Consider the following 21721-nt stretch of genomic DNA (forward strand, 5'->3'; position numbering starts at 1 on the left):
CTCACTGGGCAGGGGTGGCGAGAGCGGTGGCGACGTCGGGGTATATGGCGAAGACGCGATCCATACGAGTCAGCGAGAACATGGTCTTGACCGATGGCTGCAGACCGCAGATGCCCGGGCGGCCCGGCAGTTTCAGGTGCTTGACGATGGAAATGAGGGCGCCCAGGCCGCTGGAGTCGATGAACGACACGCCCGTCATGTCGATCAGCACCGGCCCCGGCGACAGTTCCTGCGCCAGGAAGGTATCCTTGAACCGAACGGCGATTGCGGCGTCCAGGCGGCCGGCGTCGATGGTCAGGACGTTGGTACCGTTTGCTTGCGTGATGGTAAGCATGCTGCTCCGACCTCAACTATGAATTTCAAATGCCAGTACGCTTACATCATCGTCGAAACCGGTACCGCCACGCCAGGCGTAAAGATCCTCACGCACCGCGTCGCTGACCTGGTCGATGGGCAGCTCCCGTACTTCATGCAGCAATTTATGCAGGCGCGCTTCGCCGTAGAACTCCCCATCGGGGGAGGCGCATTCCGTCACGCCATCGGAATGCAGCACCACCCGTGTGCCGGGTGCCAGCGACACGATGGTGTCATCGTAGTCCATGCCATCCAGCAGGCCCACGGGGAATCCGCCGGAGCCCACGGCGTAGGGCGCCCCATTCCGCGGCACCACCACCGGGTGGGGATGGCCGGCCTGGCAGAAACGCAGCTGACCGGTGTCCTGGTCCAGCACACCGCAGATCATGGTGAAGTAGTCCACGATCTCGCTGTCGGGCACGAAGCGGCGGTTGAGTTCCGACACGACGGAGTGGGGCGCGTGCGGCCGGCCGTGGTGCTGGCGCCCGTCACCGTTGACGAAGGCGTCGGCGTTCAGCAGGCGGTTCAGCGTCACCGACATCAGGGCGGCGCGGGCGCCGTGGCCCGCGACGTCCACCATGTAAAAGCCGATGGAGCCATCCGGCAGCTCGAAGAAATTGTACATGTCGCCGGAGATGTCGGCCGATGGCACCAGGCAGGAGGCGAAATGCGCCCGCCCCATGGTTTTCAGCGGTTCCGGCAGCAGGCGGCGCTGGGCGCGGGCGGCGGCGTCCATATCCTCCTGCAGCTTGGTGTAGGTTTCCGTCAGCCGTTCATTGGTCCGCGTCAGCAGTTCATTGTTCTGCATCAGGCGGCTTTGCAGGGCCAGCAGGCGCTTGGTCACCCCCAGCCGGGCCGACAGCATGGCCGGGTTGAAGGGCTTGCTGAGGAAATCGTCCGCCCCTGCCTCCATCGCCGCCAGGAAGTCCGCCTGCCGCTGACGCGCGGTCAGCAGCAGGACGTGGATGTATTTGGGCATATGCAGCGCCCGGATCTGGCGGCAGAATTCGACGCCGTCCATGAACGGCATCTCCCAGTCGCTGATCACCAAATCGATGCGCGGGGCGTTGCGGATGATGGACAACCCTTCCGCCCCGTCGCTGGCCTGCAGGACCTCGAAGCCCTGGGCCATGGTGATGACGCTGACCAGGTCCCGCATGACCGGATCGTCATCGACGATAAGCACGCGTGGTGTTTCTGGCATCTCTCAGTCCGATGTGGTCAGAACCCGGTGTGGATGGTCGTGTCGTGGTGGACGGTGGTGTCCACCGTCGACGACCCGCTGAAGGGATCGGCCACGGCGCTGTCCAGCCCCGAAGACGAGGTAGAGCTGTCAAAGGTGGTGTCCAGGCCCGTGCTCAAGGTTGTACTGAGTGCCGTCAACGTGTCCCCCACCGTGCCCACCGTGTGGCTGAGGTCGAAGTGACCCAACGCCATGTGCGCGCCGCCCTGGTCGTACAGGTCGATGCTGATGGCCCGCGTGCCGTTGTCGGCGCCGGCGTTCAGGTTCAAGGCCTGAAGGACGGACTGGTAGGTGCTGGCATCGGCGTCGCCGGCGAGCGTCAGGCTATGGTGCACGCTGTCGAAGCCGCCGCCAACCACCTCGATATTGGTACTGGCGATCATGGTGCGGCCGTCCGCCGTCGTGTCCAGTTGCAGGCCGGCCAGCGACAGGCTGTCGCCCGTGTGGAAGGCCAGCGGGTCCAGTGACACGATGGCGTGCGACACCGTCTGTCCACTGACCGCCGACAGGCTGAGGCCGGAGGCGAGCAGCCCGTCGGTGGCCAGGCTATGGCTGTCGGCCACCGCCACGTGCAGCAGGCTGCTGGTGCTGGCCGTGCTGCCGTTGGCCTCCTGCGCCGTGGCCGTCACGGTCAGGGCCAGCGTGCCCGTCTCGGTGCCCGAGGGAACCAGTGAGACGTGCGCCAGGTCGGACGACTGCAGCGTCCAGGTGCCGTCATGGTTGTCCGTCCCCGCCGTCAGCATGGCGCCGACGGGCAGGCCGCCCACGGTGACATGCAGGTTTTCCGACCCGTCCGTATCCACCAGGGCAGACTGAATGTTCAGGGCGATGGGGCCGTTGTTGCTGCCGCTGGTGTCCGTCGTCTGCAGGGCAGGGGCGTCGGCCACCGCGGTGACGGCGATGTGGACGTCGCCGCTGGTGGTGGAGATGGCACCGGCCCCGGTGGTGGCGGTGGCCGCGACGTGCGCCGTGATGGCGCTGGCGTCATTGTGGCCCGGGGTCAGGGTCAGGCCCGCCAGGTCGTCAGTGGTCAGCGTCCAGCTGCCGTCGGCGTTGTGGGTGCCGTGGTTCAGCACGGCGTCGCTGGCCAGGCCGGTGACCGTCACCGACACATGGCCGTTGGTGTCCAGGTTGTCGGTCGATACGCCCAGGGTCAGGGCCACCGCCGTATCCTCCGTCGTCGCCGTATCCAGGGCCGCCAGATGGACGCCGGCGGCAGCCGGGGTCACATGCAGGGTGACGGTGCCGGTGGTGTCCGCCGCGCTGCCCGTGCTGGTTTCCACCGCGTGGGCCGTGACCGTCAGGTTCACGTCACTGGTCACGGTGCTGGGCAGGGTGACCTTCAGGCCGGCCAACTGCGCCGCCGTCAGGGTCCAGGTGCCGTCGCCGTTGTTCAGGCCCGCCGACAGCACCGCACCCGTGGGCACGTTGCCGATGGTGACGGACAGATGCTCCGACCCGTCGGTGTCGACCAGCGCCCCGGCGATGTTCAGGGCCGTGGCCGCCCCGGCCGTCACCGCCACCGGCGTGGTGGGCAGGGTCAGGGTTGGGGCGTCGGCCACCGCCGTGACCGTCAGGGCCAGGGTGCCGGTGGTGGTGGCCGTGGCCGCCGTGCCGTCCTGCGCCGTGGCGCTGACCGTCAGGTTCAGCGTACCGCTGTAGCCGGTGGGCGGCGTCACCGTCAGGCCGGTGAGGTCAGCGGTGGTCAGGGAATAGACCCCGCCGCCCAGGCTGGTGCCATGGTTCAGGGTGGCACCGGTGGGCAGGCCCGCCACCAGGATGGTGGTGAAGTGTTCCGACCCGTCGGTATCGCCCAGGGCCGCGCCGACATGCAGGGCGATCGGCGTATGCTCCGCTCCCGTCGATGGCGTGATGGTCAGTATGGGCTGCTGCGTAACTGGGGTGACGGTCACCGACAGGCTCTTCGATGTGCTGGTGTAGTTGCCCTCCAACTCCGAGGAGATGGCCACCACCTGCAGGTTCAGCGTGCCGCTGTAGTTGGTGGGCGGGGTGAGGGTCAGGTTGGCCACTTCCGACGCCTTCAGGTCCCAGTCGCCGGTCAGGGCGTTATAGTGACCTGCGCTGAGGGTGGCGCCGGCCGGCAAGCCCTTGATGGCATAGGACAGGGTTTCCGACCCGTCGGTGTCCGTCAGCGCCCCGGTGATGGTCAGCGGGATGCCATGGTTCTCCGTCACGCTGGCGGGGCCGGTAACGGTGAGGGTGGGGGCGTCGGCCACGGCATCGACCCGCACGTTCAGCAGGCCGATCTGGGTGGTGATGCCCAGCACCTTGACCGAAAGGCCCAGTTGGAAGTCGCTGGCATCATTGGTGGGCGGGGTGATCTTCAAGGTGCTCAGCAGGCCGCTGGCCACCGTCCAGGTACCGTCGCTGTTCTTAGTGCCGCCCGACAGGGTGGCGCCGGCCGGCACGCCAGCGATGGTGACGCTGGCCGCCCCCAGCAGGTTCAGGCTGACCAGGCTGGTGCCCAGGGTGATGGCCGTGTCCTCCAACCCGTGTACGGGGGTCAGCAGCAGGCCGGTCAGCGCCCCCACCACTTCAGAGGCCACCGTGACCGCCAACGGCTGGGTGGCGGAGACGGCGACGGAACCGTTCGCGTCGCGCGCCACTTCCGTCACCGTCAGGTTCATGGTGCCGCTGTAGCTGATGGGCGGGGTGACGGTCAGACCGGTGATCTGGCTGGGCAGCACCGTCCAGGTGCCGTCGCCGTTGTTGATGCCGGCGGACAGGTGGGCGCCGTTGGGCACGCCGCCGATGATGTACGACTGCTGCTGCGTCCCCACCGTGTCCAGCAGCGAGCCCACGACGTTGAGGCCCAGCGCGGTGTGGTACAGCCCACTGACGGCCGAGGTGACGACCGAGCCGACATTGGCCACGGCCGCGACCTGCACGCCCAGGGTGCCGCCCACCGTTTCCGCCTGCGCGCCGACGCCGACACCGTAGGAGACGTTGAGGTTGAAACTGCCGCTGTAGCTGGAGGGCGTGGTGATGGTCAGCCCCGTCAGCTGCGAAGGCGTCAGCAGATAACTGCCGTCCAGCTGCAGGACGCCGTGATTCAGCGAGGCGCCGGCGGGCAGGCCGCTGACGACGACGGAATTGAGGTCGCTCACCGACGCGGCGGCGGACAGCCCCGTGGTGAGGTCCAGCGCGGTGGCCGTCCCCTGCACGCCGACGGCGGCGCCCAGACTGACCGAGACGTCGCTGTGCAGCAGGTTGGGCACGCCCAAGGACCCCAGGACGGTGACCCCCAGGGTGCCGCTGACGCTGGCCGCGCTGCCGCTGCCGGTTTCGGTGGCGATGGCGTTGACGGTCAGGTTCAGCGTGCCGCTGTAGTTGTGCGGCGGGGTCAGCGTCAGACCCGACAGGTCGCTGGGCGACAGCGACCACACCGTGGTGCCGTTGGCCAGCACGGCGGTGAGCTGGCCATGGTTCAGCGTGCCGCCGGCCGGGATGCCCGACACGGTGACCGACAGCTGCTCCGACCCGTCGGTGTCGCCCAGGACGGGGGCCACCCCCAGGGGAATGGCGGCATTGGCCACGCCCAGGGCCGGGGTCATGACCAGGGTGGGCGTATCGGCCACGCCGGCCACCGTGACCGGCAGGGTCAGGCTGGTGGCGGCGTCGTTCAGGGTGCTGGTCTCGGTCGCGTGCGCCGTGACCGTCAGGTTGAAGGTGCCGCTGTAGTTGGTGGGCGGCGTCACCGTCAGGCCGGACAGCTGGGCCGGGGTGAGGAGGTAGCTGCCGTCCAGTTGCAGGATGCCGTGGTTCAGCGTGGCACCCAGCGGCAGGCCGCTGACGACGACGCTCATGACCTCTGACCCGTCGGTGTCGGACAGGCCGCCCATGATGGTCAGCGGGACGGCGTGATCCTCCAGCCCATTGGCGGGCAGGACGGCCAGGTGGGGTGTGTCGGCCACGGCGTTGACGACCACCAGCAGGATGGCGCTGGTGGTGCTCTCCACCGAGCCCAGGGCCGCGTGGGCGGTGACGCCCAGGCTGAGCGTGCCGTTGTAGTTGGCCGGCGGGGTCAGGGCCAGGCCGGACAGCTGGGCGCTCGTTACCGTCCAGCTTCCGTCGGCGTTATGGGTGCCGGCGGACAGGGTGGCCCCCGCCGGGACGCCGGTCAGGGTGACGGACAGCGTCTCACCCGCCACCGGCGCCACCAGGGAGGTGGCGATGGTCAGGGCGATGGGGTGGTCCTCCAGACCCACGGCGGCGGCGACCGCCAGGGTGGGCGCCTGGGTCGTGGCCAGCACGGTGACCGACAGGCTGCCGGTGGCATCCGCGCCGGTGCCGTTGACTGAGGTGTGGGCGTCGACCGACAGGGTCAGGGTACCGGTGTAGTTGGCCGGCGGCGTGATGGTCAGCCCCGTCAGCTGGGCCGGGGTCAGCAGGTAGCTGCCGTCCAGTTGCAGGACGCCGTGGTTCAGGGTGGCGCCCAGGGGCAGGCCGCTGATGGTCACGGCCAGGGTCTCGCCCGTGATCGCCTCCGGCAGGCTGGTGGCCAGGTTCAGGCTGATGGGCTGGTTCTCCAGGCCCAGCGACGTGCCCAGGTTCAGGTTGGGGACATCGGCCACCGGCAGGACGGTGACGCCCATGCTGGCGCTGGCCGCCGCGTCGGTGCCGTTCAGGCCGGCGTGGGCGGTGACGGTCAGGTTCAAGGTACCGTGGTAGTTGGCGGGCGGCGTCAGGGTCAGGCCGGACAGTTGCGCGCCGGTCAGGGTCCAGCTTCCATCGGCGTTGTGGGTGCCGGCCGACAGGGTGGCGCCGGCGGGCACGCCGGTGACGACCACGGACAGCGTCTCGCCCACCACGGGGGCCAGCAGGCCGGCCCCCAGGGTCAGGGCGATGGCGTGGTTCTCCAGGCCCAGGGCGGGCAGGACGGTCACGGTCGGAATGTCCGCCACCTGCAGAACATTCACCGCCAGGTTGGCGCTGGCCGTGGCGTCGGTGCCGTTCAGGCCGGCATGGGCGGTGACGGTCAGGTTCAGGGTGCCGTGGTAGTTGGTTGGCGGCGTCAGGGTCAGGCCGGACAGTTGGGCGCCGGTCAGGGTCCAGCTGCCGTCGGGGTTGTGGGTGCCGGCCGACAGGGTGGCGCCGGCGGGCACTCCGGTGACGACCACGGACAGTGTCTCGCCCACCACGGGGGCGGCCAGGCCGGCGGTCAGGCTCAGGGCCACGGGCTGGTTCTCCAGGCCCACGGCCGGCAGGGTGACCAGGGTCGGGATGTCCGCCACCTGCAGCACGGTGACGGCCACGGTGGCGCCGGCCGTGGCGTCGGTGCCGTTCAGGCTGGCGTGCGCCGTGACGCCCAGGTTCAGGGTGCCGTGATAATTGGCCGGCGGCGTGATGCTGAAGCCCGTCAGTTGGGCGCCGGTCAGGGTCCAGCTGCCATCGGCGTTGTGGGTGCCGGCCGACAGGGTAGCGCCGGCGGGCACGCCGGTGACGACCACGGATAGCGTTTCGCCCACTACGGGGGCGGCCAGGCCGGCGGTCAGGCTCAGGGCCACCGGCTGGTTCTCCAGGCCCACGGCCGGCAAGGTGACCAGGGTCGGGATATCCGCCACCTGCAGGACGTTGACCGACAGGTGCGCGCTGGCCGCGGCGTCGGTGCCGTTCAGGCCGGCGTGGGCGGTGACGGTCAGGTCCAGGGTGCCGTGGTAGTTGGCCGGTGGCGTCAGGGTCAGGCCGGTCAACTGGGCGCCGGTCAGGGTCCAGCTGCCATCGGCGTTATGGGTGCCGGCGGACAGCGTCGCGCCAACGGGCACACCGGTGACGACCACCGACAGCGTCTCCCCCGCCACGGGCGCGGCCAGGCCGGCGGTCAGGCTGAGGGCCACGGGCTGGTTCTCCAGCCCCACGGCCGGCAGCACCGCCAGGGTGGGAACGTCGGCGATCTGCAGGACGTTGACGGCCACGTTGGCGTTGGCCACCGCGTCGGTGCCGTTCAGGCTGGCATGGGCGGCGACGGTCAGGTTCAAGGTGCCGTGATAGTCGTGCGGCGGGGTGATGCTGAGGCCCGTCAGTTGGGCGGCCGTCAGGGTCCAGGTGCCGTCGCTGTTGTGCGTGCCGGCGGACAGCGTGGCGCCCGCGGGCACGCCGCTGATCACCACCGACAGGGCCTCTCCCACCACTGGGGTGGCGAGGCCGGCGGTGATGTTGAGCGCCACCGGCTGGTTCTCCAGGCCCACCACGGGCAGGGTCACCAGGTTGGGGACTTCGGCCACGGGCAGGACGGTGACGGCCAGGTTGGCGCTGGCCGTGGCGTCCGTGCCGTTCAGGCCGGCGTGGGCCGTGACGGTCAGGTTCAGGCTGCCGCTGTAGTCGTGCGGCGGGGTCAGGGTCAGGCCGGTCAGCTGGGCGGCCGTCAGGCTCCAGCTGCCGTCGGCGTTGTGGGTGCCGGCGGACAGGGTGGCGCCCAGGGGCAGGCCGCTGACGACCACGGACAGGCTCTCCCCCGCCACCGGGGTGGCAAGGCCGGCGGTGAGGTTCAGCGCCACGGGCTGGTTTTCCAGCCCGACGGCCGGCAGGACGGCCACGGTCGGGATGTCCGCCACCTGCAGCACGTTGACCGACAGGTGGGCGCTGGCCACGGCGTCCGTGCCGTTCAGGCCGGCGTGGGCGGTGACGGTCAGGTCCAGGGTGCCGTGGTAGTTGGCCGGCGGGGTCAGGGTCAGGCCGGTCAGCTGGGCCCCGGCCACCGTCCACGTGCCGTCATGGTTGTTGGTGCCGGCAGACAAGGTGGCACCGGTGGGCACGCCGCTGACCACCACCGACAGCGTTTCTCCAACCACCGGGCTGACCAACCCGGCGGAGATGTTGAGCGACACCGGCTGGCTTTCCAGGCCCACCACGGGCAGGACCACCAGGGTGGGGATGGTCGCCACCGGCAGCACGGTGACGGCCAGGTTGGCGCTGATCGCCGCGTCCGTGCCGTTGATGTCGGCGTGGGCGGTGATGCCCAGGGTCAGGCTGCCGGTGTAGTCGGCAGGCGGGGTCAGGGTCAGGCCGGTCAGCTGAACCCCGCTCAGGGTCCAGGTGCCGTCGCTGTTGTGGGTACCGGCGGACAGGGTGGCGCCCACCGGCACGCCGCTGACGACGACGGACAGGGTTTCGCCCAGGGCCGGGGCCACCAGGCCGGCGCCGATGGTGAGGGCGATGGGCTGGTTCTCCAGCCCCACCGTGGGCAGCACCGCCAGGGTGGGGATGTCCGCCACGGGCAGGACGGTGACGGCCAGGTTGGCGCTCGCCGTCGCTTCCGTGCCGTTCAGGTCGGCGTGGGCGGTCACGGTCAGGTTCAGGGTGCCGTTGTAGTCATGTGGCGGGGTGACGGTCAGGCCCGTCAGCTGGGCACTGGTCAGGGTCCAGGTGCCGTCGCCGTTGTGGATGCCGGCGGACAGGGTGGCGCCGGCGGGCAGGCCGCCCACCACCACGGACAAGGTTTCCCCCGCCAGCGGGGTGGGCAGCCCGGCGGCGATGTTCAGGGCGATGGGCTGGTCTTCCAGGCCCACCACCGGCAGGGCCACCAGGTTGGGCACCTCGGCCACCGGCAGCACCGTCACCGCCAGGTTGGCGCTGACCGAGGCCTGGGCCCCCGCCAGGTCGGCATGGGCGGTGACGCCCAGGGTGATGGTGCCGTGGTAGTCGGCGGGTGGGGTCAGGGTCAGGCCGGTCAGTTGGGCGCCGGTCAGCGTCCAGGTGCCGTCGTGGTTGTCGGTACCGGCGGACAGGGTGGCGCCCACCGGCACGCCGGTGACGACGACCGATAGGGTTTCCCCCACCGCCGGCGTGGCGATGCCGGCGGTGATGGTCAGGGCGATGGGGTGATCCTCCAGCCCCACCACCGGCAGGACCGCCAGGTTGGGAATGTCGGCCACCGGCAGCACCGTCACCGACAGGCTGGCGTTGGTGGTAGCCTCGACACCGGCCAGGGTGGCATGGGCGGTGATGCCCAGGCTCAACGTGCCGTGATAGTCGGCCGGCGGGGTCAGGGTGACGCCGGACAGCTGGGCGCCGGTCAGGGTCCAGGTGCCGTCGTGGTTGTCGGTACCGGCGGACAGGGTGGCGCCCACCGGCACGCCGCTGACGGTAACGGTCAGCGTCTCACCTGGCGCCGGGGCCGCGATGCCGGCGGCGATGTTCAGGGCGATGGGCTGATGCTCCAGTCCCACCACGGGCAGGACGGCCAGGTTGGGCACGTCGGCAACGGGCACGACGGTGACGGCCAGGCTGGCGCCCACCGACGCCTCCGTCCCGTTCAGGTCGGCATGGGCGGTGACGGTCAGGTTCAGGGTGCCGTGATAGTCGTGCGGCGGTGTCAGTGTCAGGCCGGACAGCTGGGCGCCGGTCAGGGTCCAGGTGCCGTCATGGTTGTCGGTGCCTGCCGACAGGGTGGCGCCCGCCGGCAGGCCGCCAACCACCACGGACAGGGTCTCTCCCACCGCCGGCGTGGCGATGCCGGCGGTGATGGTCAGGGCGATGGGCTGGTCTTCCAGGCCCACCACGGGCAGGACCACCAGGTTGGGCATGTCGGCCACGGGCAGGACGGTGACGGCCACGGTGGCGCTGGCCGTCGCTTCCGTGCCGTTGACATCGGCGTGGGCGGTGACGGCCAGGTTCAGGGTGCCGTGGTAATCGGCGGGCGGGGTGAGGGTCAGGCCGGTCAACTGGGCCGTGGTCAGGGTCCAGGTGCCGTCATGATTGTCTGTGCCGGCGGACAGCGTGGCGCCCGCCGGCATGCCGGCAATGGTGACGCTCAGCGTTTCCCCCGCCACCGGGGCCACCAGGCCGGCGGCGATGGTGAGGGCGACGGGCTGGTCTTCCAGGCCCACCACGGGCAGGACCGCCAGGTTGGGGATGTCTGCCACGGGCAGGACGGTGACGGCGACGGTGGCGCTGGCGGTCGCCTCGGTGCCGTTCACGTCGGCGTGGGCGGTGACGGACAGGTTCAAGGTGCCGTGATAGTCAGCCGGCGGGGTGAGGGTCAGGCCGGTCAACTGGGCCGTGGTCAGGGTCCAGGTGCCGTCATGGTTGTCGGTGCCGGCCGACAGGCTGGCGCCGGCCGGCAGGCCGCTGATGGTGACACTCAACGTTTCCCCCGCCACCGGGGCGGTGAGGCTGGCGGCGATGGTCAGGGCGATGGGCTGGTCTTCCAGGCCCACCACGGGCAGGACCACCAGGTTGGGGATATCCGCCACCGGCAGCACCGTGACAGCCAGCCCGACATTGGCTGAGCCTTCCGTGCCGTTGACGTCGGCGTGGGCTGTCACGGCCAGGTTCAGGGTGCCGCTGTAGTCGGCCGGCGGGGTCAGGGTCAGCCCAGTCAGCTGAGCCCCGGTCAACGTCCAGGTGCCGTCGTGGTTATCGGTGCCGGCGGACAGGGTCGCCCCCGCCGGCACGCCGCTGACCACCACGGACAGGGTCTCGCCTGCCGCCGGACTTGCCAATCCGGCGCCGATGTTCAGGGCGATGGGCTGATCCTCAAGGCCCACCACGGGCAAGGCCACCAGGTTGGGCACGTCGGCCACGGGCAGGACGGTGACGGCCAGGTTGGCGCTGGCGGTCGCCTCCGTGCCGTTGACGTCGGCGTGGGCGGTGACGGTCAGGTTCAGGGTGCCGTTGTAGTCGGCGGGCGGGGTGACGGTCAGGCCGCTCAACTGCACCCCGGTCAGGGTCCAGGTGCCGTCATGGTTGTCAGTGCCGGCCGACAGGGTGGCGCCGGCGGGCAGGCCGGCCACGGTGACCGTCAGGCTTTCACCCACCGACACCGGCGCCGTCAGGCTGGCGGCGATGTTCAGGGCGATGGGCTGGTCCTCCAGCCCCACCGTGGGCAGCACCACCAGGTTGGGGATGTCGGCCACGGGCAGCACCGTGACTGCCAAATTGGCGCTGGCCGTGGCGTCCGTCCCGTTCAGGTCGGCATGGGCGGTGACGGTCAGGTTCAGGCTGCCATGGTAATCGGCGGGTGGTGTCAGGGTGACACCGGTCAGCTGGGCGCTGGTGAGCGTCCAGGTGCCGTCGTGATTGTCGGTGCCGGCGGACAGGCTGGCACCGGCGGGCAGGCCGGCGACGGTGACGCTCAGCGTCTCCCCCGCCGACACCGGGGCCGCCAGGCCGGCGGTGATGGTCAGGGCGATGGGATGGTCTTCCAGCCCCACCACGGGCAGGACCGCCAGGTTGGGGATATCGGCCACCGGCAACACGGTGACGGCGACATTGGCGCTGATGGCGGCGTCCGTGCCGTTCACGTCGGCATGCGCCGTGACGCCCAGGGTCAGGGTGCCGTGATAGTCGGCAGGCGGGGTCAGGGTTAGGCCCGTCAGTTGGGCACCCGTCAGGATCCAGGTGCCGTCGTGGTTGTCGGTACCGGCGGACAGGACGGCGCCGGCCGGCAGGCCGCTCACCGTGACGGTCAGCGTCTCACCCGCCGCAGGGGTCGCCAGGCTGGCGCCGATGGTCAGTGCGATGGGCTGGTCTTCCAGGCCGACGGCCGGCAGGACCACCAGGTTGGGGATGTCAGCCACCGGCAGGACGGTGACGGTCAGGCCGGTGCTTACTGAGGCCTCGGTGCCGTTCACGTCGGCATGCGCCGTGACGCCCAGGGTGATGGTGCCATTGTAGTCGGCGGGCGGGGTGATGGTCAGGCCGGTCAGCTGCACGCCGGTCAGGGTCCAGGTGCCGTCATGGTTATCGGTGCCGGCCGAGAGGACGGCGCCGGTGGGCACGCCGCTGACCACCACCGACAGGGCTTCGCCCGCCACCGGCGCGGCCAGGCCGGCACTGATGTTGAGCGCGATGGGCTGGTCTTCCAGGCCCACCACGGGCAAGGCCACCAGGTTGGGCACGTCGGCGACGGGCAGCACGGTGACGGCGATGGCGGCGTTGGCCGTGGCCTCCGTCCCATTGACGTCGGCGTGGGCGGTGACGGTCAGGTTCAGGGTGCCGCTGTAATCGGCCGGCGGTGTCAGCGTCAGGCCCGTCAGCTGCGCGGCTGTCAGGGTCCAGGTTCCATCATGGTTGTCGGTGCCGGCCGACAGGGTGGCGCCCACCGGCACGCCGGCTACCACCAGCGATAGGGTTTCGCCCGCCACGGGGGTCGCCAGGCTGGCGGCGATGGACAGGGCGATGGGGTGGTCCTCCAGGCCCACGGCCGGCAGGGCCACCAGGTTGGGGATATCCGCCACAGGCAGGACGGTGACTGCCAGGCTGCCGCTGACCGTTGCCTCGGTGCCGTTCACGTCGGCATGGGCGGTGACGCCCAGGGTCAGGGTGCCGTTGTAATCGGCCGGTGGGGTGAGGGTGAGGCCGGTCAGCTGGACGCCCGTCAGGGTCCAGGTGCCGTCATGGTTGTCGGTGCCGGCCGACAGGACGGCGCCGGTGGGCACGCCGCTGACCACCACCGACAGGGTTTCCCCCGCCGCGGGCGTGGTGAGGCCGGCGCCAATGTTCAGGGCGATGGGCTGGTCTTCCAGTCCGACCGCCGGCAACACCACCAGGTTGGGCACGTCTGCCACCGGCAGGACGGTGACGGCGACGGCGGCATTGGCGGTGGCCTCCGTCCCGTTCACCTCGGCATGGGCGGCGACGGTCAGGTTCAGGGTGCCGCTGTAGTCGGCGGGCGGGGTGATGGTCAGGCCGGTCAGCTGGGCGCCGGTCAGGGTCCAGGTGCCGTCGTGGTTGTCGGTGCCGGCGGACAGGGTGGCACCCACGGGCACGCCGCCCACCACCACCGACAGGGTTTCCCCCGCAGCCGGCGTCATCAGCCCGGCGGCGATGGTCAGGGCGATGGGCTGGTCCTCCAGGCCCACGGCCGGCAGGGCCACCAGATTGGGGATATCCGCCACAGGCTGGACGGTGACCGCCAGGCCGCCGCTGACCGTCGCCTCGGTGCCGTTCACGTCGGCATGGGCGGTGACGGTCAGGTTCAGGGTGCCGTGATAATCGGCGGGCGGCGTCAAGGTCAGGCCGGACAGCTGTGCCCCGGTCAGGGTCCAGGTGCCGTCATGGTTGTCGGTGCCGGCCGACAGGGTGGCGCCCACCGGTACGCCGCTCACCACCACGGACAGGGTCTCCCCCGTCGCCGGCGTCGCCAGGCCAGCGCCGATGTTCAGGGCGATGGGTTGGTCTTCAAGGCCCACCGCTGGCAGCACCACGAGGTTCGGCACGTCCGCCACGGGCAGGACGGTGACGGCCACGGTGGCGCTGGCCGTGGCCTCCGTGCCGTTGACGTCGGCGTGGGCGGTGACGGTCAGGTTCAGCGCGCCGCTGTAATCGGCGGGCGGGGTGATGGTCAGGCCGGTCAGCTGGACGCCGGTCAGGGTCCAGGTACCGTCATGATTGTCCGTACCGGCGGATAGGGTGGCGCCCACGGGCACGCCGCTGATGACAACGGACAGGGTTTCCCCCGCCGCCGGAGACGCCAGGCCGGCGGCGATGGTCAGGGCGATGGGCTGGTCCTCCAGCCCCACGGTGGGCAACACCACCAGAGTGGGCACGTCGGCCACCGGCAGCACGCTGACCGACAGACTGCCCGTCGTGTCGGCGGTGGTGCCGTTGGCGTCGGCATGCGCCGCCACGGTCAGGGTGACGGTGCCGTTGTAATCGGCCGGTGGCGTCAGGGTCAGGCCCGTCAGCTGGGCGGGGGTCAAGGTCCAGGTGCCGTCGTGGTTGTCGGTGCCGGCGGACAGGGTGGCGCCGGCGGGCACGCCCGCGATGGTGATGGACAGGGTCTCGCCATCGGCCGGGGCATGCAGCCCGGCGGCGATGGTCAGGGCGATGGGCTGGTCTTCCAGGCCCACGGCCGGCAGCGTCACCAGGGTGGGGGCGTCGGCCACCGGCAGGACGGTGACCGACAGGCTGCCGCTGGCGTCGGCGCTGGTGCCGTTGACCTCGGCATGGGCGGTGACGGTCAGGGTGACGGTGCCGTTGTAATCGGCCGGCGGCGTCAGGGTCAGGCCGGTCAACTGGGCGGTGGTCAGGGTCCAGGTGCCGTCGTGGTTGTCGGTACCGGCCGACAGGGTGGCGCCTACCGGCACACCGGCGATGGTGACGGACAGGGTTTCAGCCGCCGCGGGAGCCGCCAAGCCGGCGGCGATGCTCAGGGCAATGGGCTGATCCTCCAGCCCGACGGCAGGCAGGACGGCCAGGCTGGGCACATCGGCCACAGGCGTGACGGTAACGGCCAGGCTGGCACTGGTGGTGGCTTCCAGGCCGCCCACCTCGGCATGGGCGGTGACGGACAGGGTGATAGTGCCGTTGTAGTCGGCGGGCGGCGTCAAGGTCAGGCCCGTCAGCTGTGCCCCGGTCAGTGTCCAGGTGCCGTCATGGTTGTCGGTGCCGGCGGACAGGGTGGCGCCGGCCGGCAGGCCGCTGATGGTGACATGCAGCGTCTCCCCGGCCACCGGGGCGGTCAGGCCGGCCGCCAGCGTCAGGGCGATGGGCTGGTCCTCTAGGCCCACGGCGGGCAGGACCACCAGGCTGGGCGCCTCGATACTGGCACCGGCACCAATGGAGACATCCACTGGCGCCACGGTGACCGCCAGGCTGGCACTGGTGGTGGCCTCCAGGCCGCCCACCTCGGCATGGGCGGTGACGGACAGGTTCAGCGTGCCGCTGTAATCGGCGGGCGGGGTGATGGTCAGGCCGGTGAGCTGGACGCCGGTGAGTGTCCAGGTGCCGTCGTGGTTGTCGGTACCAGCGGACAGGGTGGCGCCCACGGGAACGCCGGCGATGGTGACGCTCAGGGTCTCGCCATCGGCTGGAGCCACCAAGCCGGCGGCGATGGTCAGGGCGATGGGCTGGTCCTCCAGCCCGATGGCGGGCAGGACGGCCAGGGTGGGGGCGTCGGCCACGGGGGTGACGGTGACGGCCAGGTTGGCGCTGGTGGTGGCCTCGACCCCCGCCAGCTCGGCATGGGCGGTGACGCCCAGGGTCAGGGTGCCACTGTAGTCGGCGGGTGGGGTGATGGTCAGGCCCGTGAGCTGCACGGCCGTCAGGGTCCAGGTGCCGTCACCATTGTCGGTGCCGGCGGACAGGGTGGCGCCGGCCGGCAGTCCGCTGATGGTGACGCTCAACGTCTCCCCCGCCAGCGGGTTGGGCAGGTTGGTGGCGATGGTGAGGGCGATGGGCTGGTCTTCCAGGCCGATGGCCGGCAGCAGGGTCAGGCCCGGGGCGTCGATGCCCACGCCGACATGCACGGTGTCGGGGTCGACCGTCACCGCCAGGGTGCCGGTGGTATCGGCGCTGGTGCCACCCACCTCGGCATGGGCTGTGACGGACAGGGTCAGCGTGCCGCTGTAATCGGCCGGCGGCGTCAGGGTCAGGCCCGTCAGCTGGCCGGCGCTCAGTGTCCAGGTGCCGTCGTGGTTGTCCACGCCCGCCGACAGGTGGGCGCCCGCCGGTACACCGGCCACCGTCACCGACAGTGTCTCACCCTGTGCCGGATCGACCAGACTGGCGGAGATGCTCAACGCGATGGGTTGGTCCTCATGCCCCACCGACGCCTGCAGGCTCAACACCGGCGCATCCGCCACGGGCGCCACCGTGATGGACAGGGTGCCCGTGGTGTCGGCAGTGGTGCCATTGACCGCAGCCTCCGCCGTGACGGACAGCGTCAAGGTACCGCTGTAGTCATGCGGCGGAGTGATGGTGAGGTCGGTGAGCTGGGCGCCGGTCAGGGTCCAGGTGCCATCACCATTGTCGGTGCCGGCGGACAGGGTGGCGCCGGCGGGGACACCGGCGATGGTGACGGACAGGGTCTCGCCATCGGCCGGAGCGTGCAGCCCGGCAGCGATGGTGAGGGCGATGGGCTGGTCCTCCAGGCCCACGGCGGGCAGGATCGTCAGGGTGGGGGCGTCGGCCACGGGGGCGACGGTGACGGCCAGGCTGCCGGTGGTGTCGGCGTAGGTGCCGCCCACTTCAGCATGGGCGGTGACGCTCAGGTTCAGCGTGCCGCTGTAATCGGCCGGCGGAGTTATGGTGAGGCCGGTGAGCTGGGCGCCGGTCAAGGTCCAGGTGCCGTCGCCATTGTCGGTGCCGGCGGACAGGGTGGCGCCGACGGGGACACCGGCGATGGTGACGGACAGGGTCTCGCCATCGGCCGGAGCGTGCAGGCCGGCGGCGATGGTCAGGGCGATAGGTTGGTCCTCCAGGCCCACGGCGGGCAGGATCGTCAGGGTAGGGGCATCGGCCACCGGGGCGACGGTGACGGCCAGACTGCCGGCGGCACTGATATCCGTGTCGTCCAGCGTGGCATGAGCTGTCACACCCAAATTCAGGGTGCCGCTGTAGTCAGTCGGGGAGGTGAGGGTCAGGCCCACCAATTGATCGCCGGTCAGCGTCCAGGTGCCGTCATGGTTGTCAATGCCGGCGGACAGGGTGGCGCCGGCCGGAACACCATCGATGGTGACGCTAACGGTTCCGGAAGCACCCATGGCGGGCAAGCCGACGGAGATGGAAACGCCGATGGAGTGATCTTCCAGGCCAAGCGCAGGTGACAGCGTCAGGCTGATTGAGGCACCTGTACCTGGATCGGTGTGTCCACCGGTGCCAGGATCGGTCGTCCCACCGGAACCCGTGCCGGTGCCGGGATCATTGCCGCCGGTCCCGGTGGAGGGATCGGTGGGGGTGGAGCCCGTGCCACCGCTGCCGGTGGTGGGGTCGGTCGTTCCGGCACCGGTGTTGCCGCCGCCGGCCTCGACGCCGCCGGAGCCTGTGCCGGTGGTCGGATCAGTGCCGTGGTCGGTGCCGCCGGTTCCGGTCCCGGTGGAGGGATCGGTGGGGGTGGTGCCCGTGCCGCCGCCGCCAGTGGTGGGGCTGGTCGAGCCGGTGCCGGTGTTGCCACCGCCGGCCTCGACCCCGCCGGAGCCCGCGCCGGTGGTCGGATCAGTGCTGTGGTCAGTGCCGCCGGTTCCGGTCCCGGTGGAGGGATCGGTGGGCATGGTGCCCGTGCCACCGCTGCCGGTGGTGGGGTCTGTCGAGCCGGTGCCGGTGTTGCCACCGCCAGCCTGGGTGCCACCGGAGCCGGTGCCGGTGGTCAGGTCGGTGCCGTGATCGGTGCCACCGGTTCCGGTCCCAGTGGAGGGATCGGTGGGGGTGGTGCCCGTGCCGCCGCCGCCGGTGGTGGGGTCGGTTGAGCCGGAGCCGGTGTTGCCACCGCCGGCCTCGACCCCGCCGGAGCCCGTGCTGGTGGTCGGGTCAGTGCCGTGATCGGTGCCGCCGGTTCCGGTCCCAGTGGAGGGATCGGTGGGCGTAGTGCCGGTGCCACCGCTGCCGGTGGTGGGGTCGGTCGAGCCGGAGCCGGTGTTGCCGCCGCCGGCCTCAACGCCGCCGGAGCCTGTGCCGGTGGTCGGGTCAGTGCCGCCGGTTCCGGTCCCGGTTGAGGGATCGGTGGGCATGGTGCCCGTGCCACCGCTGCCGGTGGTGGGGTCTGTCGAGCCGGTGCCGGTGTTGCCACCGCCAGCCTGGGTGCCACCGGAGCCGGTGCCGGTGGTCAGGTCGGTGCCGTGATCGGTGCCACCGGTTCCGGTCCCAGTGGAGGGATCGGTGGGGGTGGTGCCCGTGCCGCCGCCGCCGGTGGTGGGGTCGGTTGAGCCGGAGCCGGTGTTGCCACCGCCAGCCTCGACGCTGCCGGAGCCTGTGCCGGTGGTCGGATCAGTGCCGTGATCGGTGCCACCGGTTCCGGTTCCGGTGGAGGGATCGGTGGGGGTGGTGCCCGTGCCGCCGCCGCCAGTGGTGGGGCTGGTCGAGCCGGTGCCGGTGTTGCCACCGCCGGCCTCGACGCTGCCGGAGCCTGTGCTGGTGGTCGGGTCAGTGCCGTGATCGGTGCCGCCGGTTCCGGTCCCGGTTGAGGGATCTGTGGGCGTGGTGCCGGTGCCACCGCTGCCGGTGGTGGGGTCTGTCGTGCCGGAGCCGGTGTTGCCACCGCCGGCCTCGACCCCGCCGGAGCCCGCGCCGGTGGTCGGATCAGTGCCGTGGTCGGTGCCGCCCGTGCCGGTCCCAGTGGAGGGATCGGTGGGAGAGGTTCCGGTGCCCGTACCGCCGGTACCGGTGGTTGGGTCTGTCGAGCCGGAGCCGGTGTTGCCACCGCCAGCCTCGACGCCGCCGGAGCCTGTGCCGGTGGTCGGATCAGTGCTGTGGTCGGTGCCGCCGGTTCCGGTTCCGGTGGAGGGATCGGTGGGGGTGGTGCCCGTGCCGCCGCCGCCAGTGGTGGGGCTGGTCGAACCGGTACCGGTGTTGCCACCGCCAGCCTCGACGCCGCCGGAGCCTGTGCCGGTGGTCGGATCAGTGCCGTGGTTGGTGCCGCCGGTTCCGGTTGAGGGATCGGTGGGCGTGCTGCCCGTGCCACCGCCGCCGGTGGTGGGGTCGGTCGAGCCGGTGCCGGTGTTGCCACCGCCGGCCTCAACGCCGCCGGAGCCTGTGCCGGTGGTCGGGTCAGTGCCGTGGTCGGTGCCGCCGGTTCCGGTCCCGGTTGAGGGATCAGTGGGCGTGGTGCCCGTGCCGCCGCTGCCGGTGGTGGGGCTGGTTGAGCCGGTACCGGTGTTGCCACCGCCGGCCTCGACGCCACCGGAGCCTGTGCCGGTGGTCGGATCAGTGCCGTGGTCGGTGCTGCCGGTCCCGGTCGAGGGATCGGTGGGCGTGGCGCCCGTGCCACCACTGCCGGTGGTGGGGTTGGTCGAGCCGGAGCCGGTGTTGCCGCCGCCGGCATCGACCCCGCCGGAGCCCGTGCCAGTGGTCGGGTCAGTGCCGTGGTTGGTGCCGCCGGTTCCGGTGGAGGGATCGGTGGGCGTGCTGCCCGTGCCACCGCTGCCGGTGGTGGGGTCGGTTGAGCCGGAGCCGGTGTTGCCACCGCCGGCCTCGACGCTGCCGGAGCCTGTGCCGGTGGTCGGGTCAGTGCCGTGGCCGGTGCCGCCCGTGCCGGTCCCAGTGGAGGGATCGATGGGGGTGGTAGCGGTGCCACCGCTGCCGGTGGCGGGGTCTGTCGAGCCGGTACCGGTGTTGCCGCCGCCAGCCTGGGTGCCACCGGAGCCGGTGCCTGTGGTCGGGTCGGTGCCGTGATCCGTGCCATCAGAACCGGTCCCGGTGGAGGGATCGGTGGGCGTGGTGCCGGTGCCGCCGCTGCCGGTGGTGGGGTTGGTCGCGCCGGAGCCGGTGTTGCCACCGCCGGCCTCAACGCCGCCAGAGCCTGTGCCGCTGGTCGGATCAGTGCCGTGGTCGGCACCGCCGGTCCCGGTGGAGGGATCGGTGGGCGTGGCGCCCGTGCCACCACTACCAGTGGTGGGGTCGGTTGAGCCGGTACCGGTGTTGCCGCCGCCGGCCTCGACCCCGCCGGAGCCCGTGCCGGTGGTTGGATCGGTGCCGTGGTCGGTGCCGCCGGTTCCGGTGGAGGGATCGGTGGGGGTGGAGCCGGAGCCCGTGCCACCGCCGCCGGTGGTGGGGTTGGTCGAGCCGGAGCCGGTGTTGCCACCGCCGGCCTCGACGCTGCCGGAACCTGTGCCGGTGGTTGGATTGGTGCCGTGGTCGGTGCCGCCGGTTCCGGTGGAGGGATCGGTGGGGGTGGAGCCGGAGCCCGTGCCACCGCCGCCAGTGGTGGGGCTGGTCGAGCCGGTGCCGGTGTTGCCACCGCCGGCCTCGACCCCGCCGGAACCCGCGCCGGTGGTCGGATCAGTGCTGTGGTCGGTGCCGCCGGTTCCGGTTCCGGTTCCGGTGGAGGGATCGGTGGGAGAGGTTCCGGTGCCCGTACCGCCGCTACCGGTGGTGGGGTCGGTCGAGCCGGAGCCGGTGTTGCCGCCGCCGGCCTCGACGTTGCCGGAACCTGTGCCGGTGGTCGGATCAGTGCTGTGGCCGGTGCTGCCGGTCCCGGTTGAGGGATCGGTGGGCGTGGTGCCGGTGCCACCGCCGCCGGTGGTGGGGTTGGTCGTTCCAGTGCCGGTGTTGCCACCGCCAGCCTGGGTGCCGCCGGAGCCTGTGCCGGTGGTCGGGTCAGTGCCGTGGTCGGCGCCGCCCGTGCCGGTTCCGGTCGAGGGATCGGTGGGGGGGGTAGCGGTGCCACCGCTGCCGGTGGCGGGGTCTGTCGAGCCGGTGCCGGTGTTGCCACCGCTAGTCTGGGTGCCACCGGAGCCGGTGCCGGTGGTCGGATCAGTGCTGTGGTCGGTGCCGCCCGATCCAGTCCCGGTTGAGGGATCGGTGGGGGTGGTGCCCGTGCCACCGCTGCCGGCTTCGACGCCGCCGGTTCCGGTACTGCCGGTTCCGGCCTGGGTGCCCGTGCCCGTGTTCGTGCCGGTGGACGGTGTGGTGGTGTTGCCAGTCGAGGCGTCGCTGGCGGTGCCGGTATGATCCGTGCCACCGGTGCTGGTGCCGCCGGTGGTCGTGCCCCCGCTGGTTGTGCCGGCGTCGGTGCCGGATGAGGCGGTGCCGCCGGTGGAGGACGAGCCCGACGACGCTCCGGAGGACGTGCCGCCCGTGGACGGGGTGGTCGTGGTCGCCGTGCCAGTCCCAGTGCCGGTGCCGGCACCGGTATTCGTGCCCGTGTTGGTCGTCGTGGTGCTGGTGTTCGTGTTGGTGCTGTCCAGCGCGGTCTGCTGGGTGTTGGTCTGACTGGACGGCGCGGCCACGGCGGGGGCGGATTCGGCGTGGACCGGGGTGGCGGTCGAGGGCAGGACGGTGGCGCGGGCCTGGGCCGGGGCGGCCGTGGAGGAGGTCAGGGCCGGCGCCGTGCCGCCGCTGCCCACCGGATCGCCGCCGGTATCGCCGCCGCCGAGGAAGGACGTGCCGCCACCGCTGCTGGTGCCGCCGCTGGAGATCAGGTCGGTGGTGTTCTCTTGCAGCGACGGCGCCGTGCTGGACAGGGCCGCCGTCTCCGTGACGTTGTTGGCGTAGGCGCCGGTGGCCGGCGCCTGGACGGTGCTGGCGCCGCCTTCCAGCTGGCTGCCATTATGGACGGAACTGAGGTAACCGCTTTCAGAGCGTGGGTCCCGGGCGGTATCGGCGCCCGGCCGTTCCAGCGCCTTCAATGGCCGGCTGTTCTGCTGCGTGGCGGCTTGGTCGCGAAGGGCTTGGGTCTTGGCGTTCGACGACGACTTGTCGCTCTGCTGAGCCATGGCGGTGTTC

3 protein-coding genes are annotated in these 21721 nt (G+C 71.4%); all 3 read right to left on the reverse strand.

What is annotated here, in order from left to right:
• Nucleotide 1: 1 nt before the first annotated feature.
• Genes FBZ88_RS22050 through FBZ88_RS22060 form a run of 3 tightly spaced genes read right to left on the reverse strand, consistent with a single transcriptional unit; the run spans nt 2 to nt 21711 of the window.
• A complete protein-coding gene (locus FBZ88_RS22050; RefSeq protein ID WP_145613769.1) occupies nt 2-334 on the reverse strand; it encodes an STAS domain-containing protein in 333 nt (110 codons plus the stop codon).
• Between the two features lie 12 nt (nt 335-346).
• Nucleotides 347-1540, reverse strand: coding sequence for a PP2C family protein-serine/threonine phosphatase (locus FBZ88_RS22055; protein WP_186464549.1), 1194 nt, complete (start codon nt 1538-1540; stop codon nt 347-349).
• A gap of 35 nt (nt 1541-1575) precedes the next feature.
• A complete protein-coding gene (locus FBZ88_RS22060; protein ID WP_145619279.1) occupies nt 1576-21711 on the reverse strand; it encodes an Ig-like domain-containing protein in 20136 nt (6711 codons plus the stop codon).
• Nucleotides 21712-21721 lie beyond the last annotated feature (10 nt).

The sequence above is a fragment of the Nitrospirillum bahiense genome, assembly GCF_007828025.1.
Lineage (GTDB): Bacteria > Pseudomonadota > Alphaproteobacteria > Azospirillales > Azospirillaceae > Nitrospirillum > Nitrospirillum amazonense.

Coding starts and splice junctions, on each gene's coding strand:
- FBZ88_RS22050 (WP_145613769.1), bottom strand. CDS start 334: ATGCTTACCATCACGCAAGCAAACGGTACCAACGTCCTGACCATCGAC.
- FBZ88_RS22060 (WP_145619279.1), bottom strand. CDS start 21,711: ATGGCTCAGCAGAGCGACAAGTCGTCGTCGAACGCCAAGACCCAAGCC.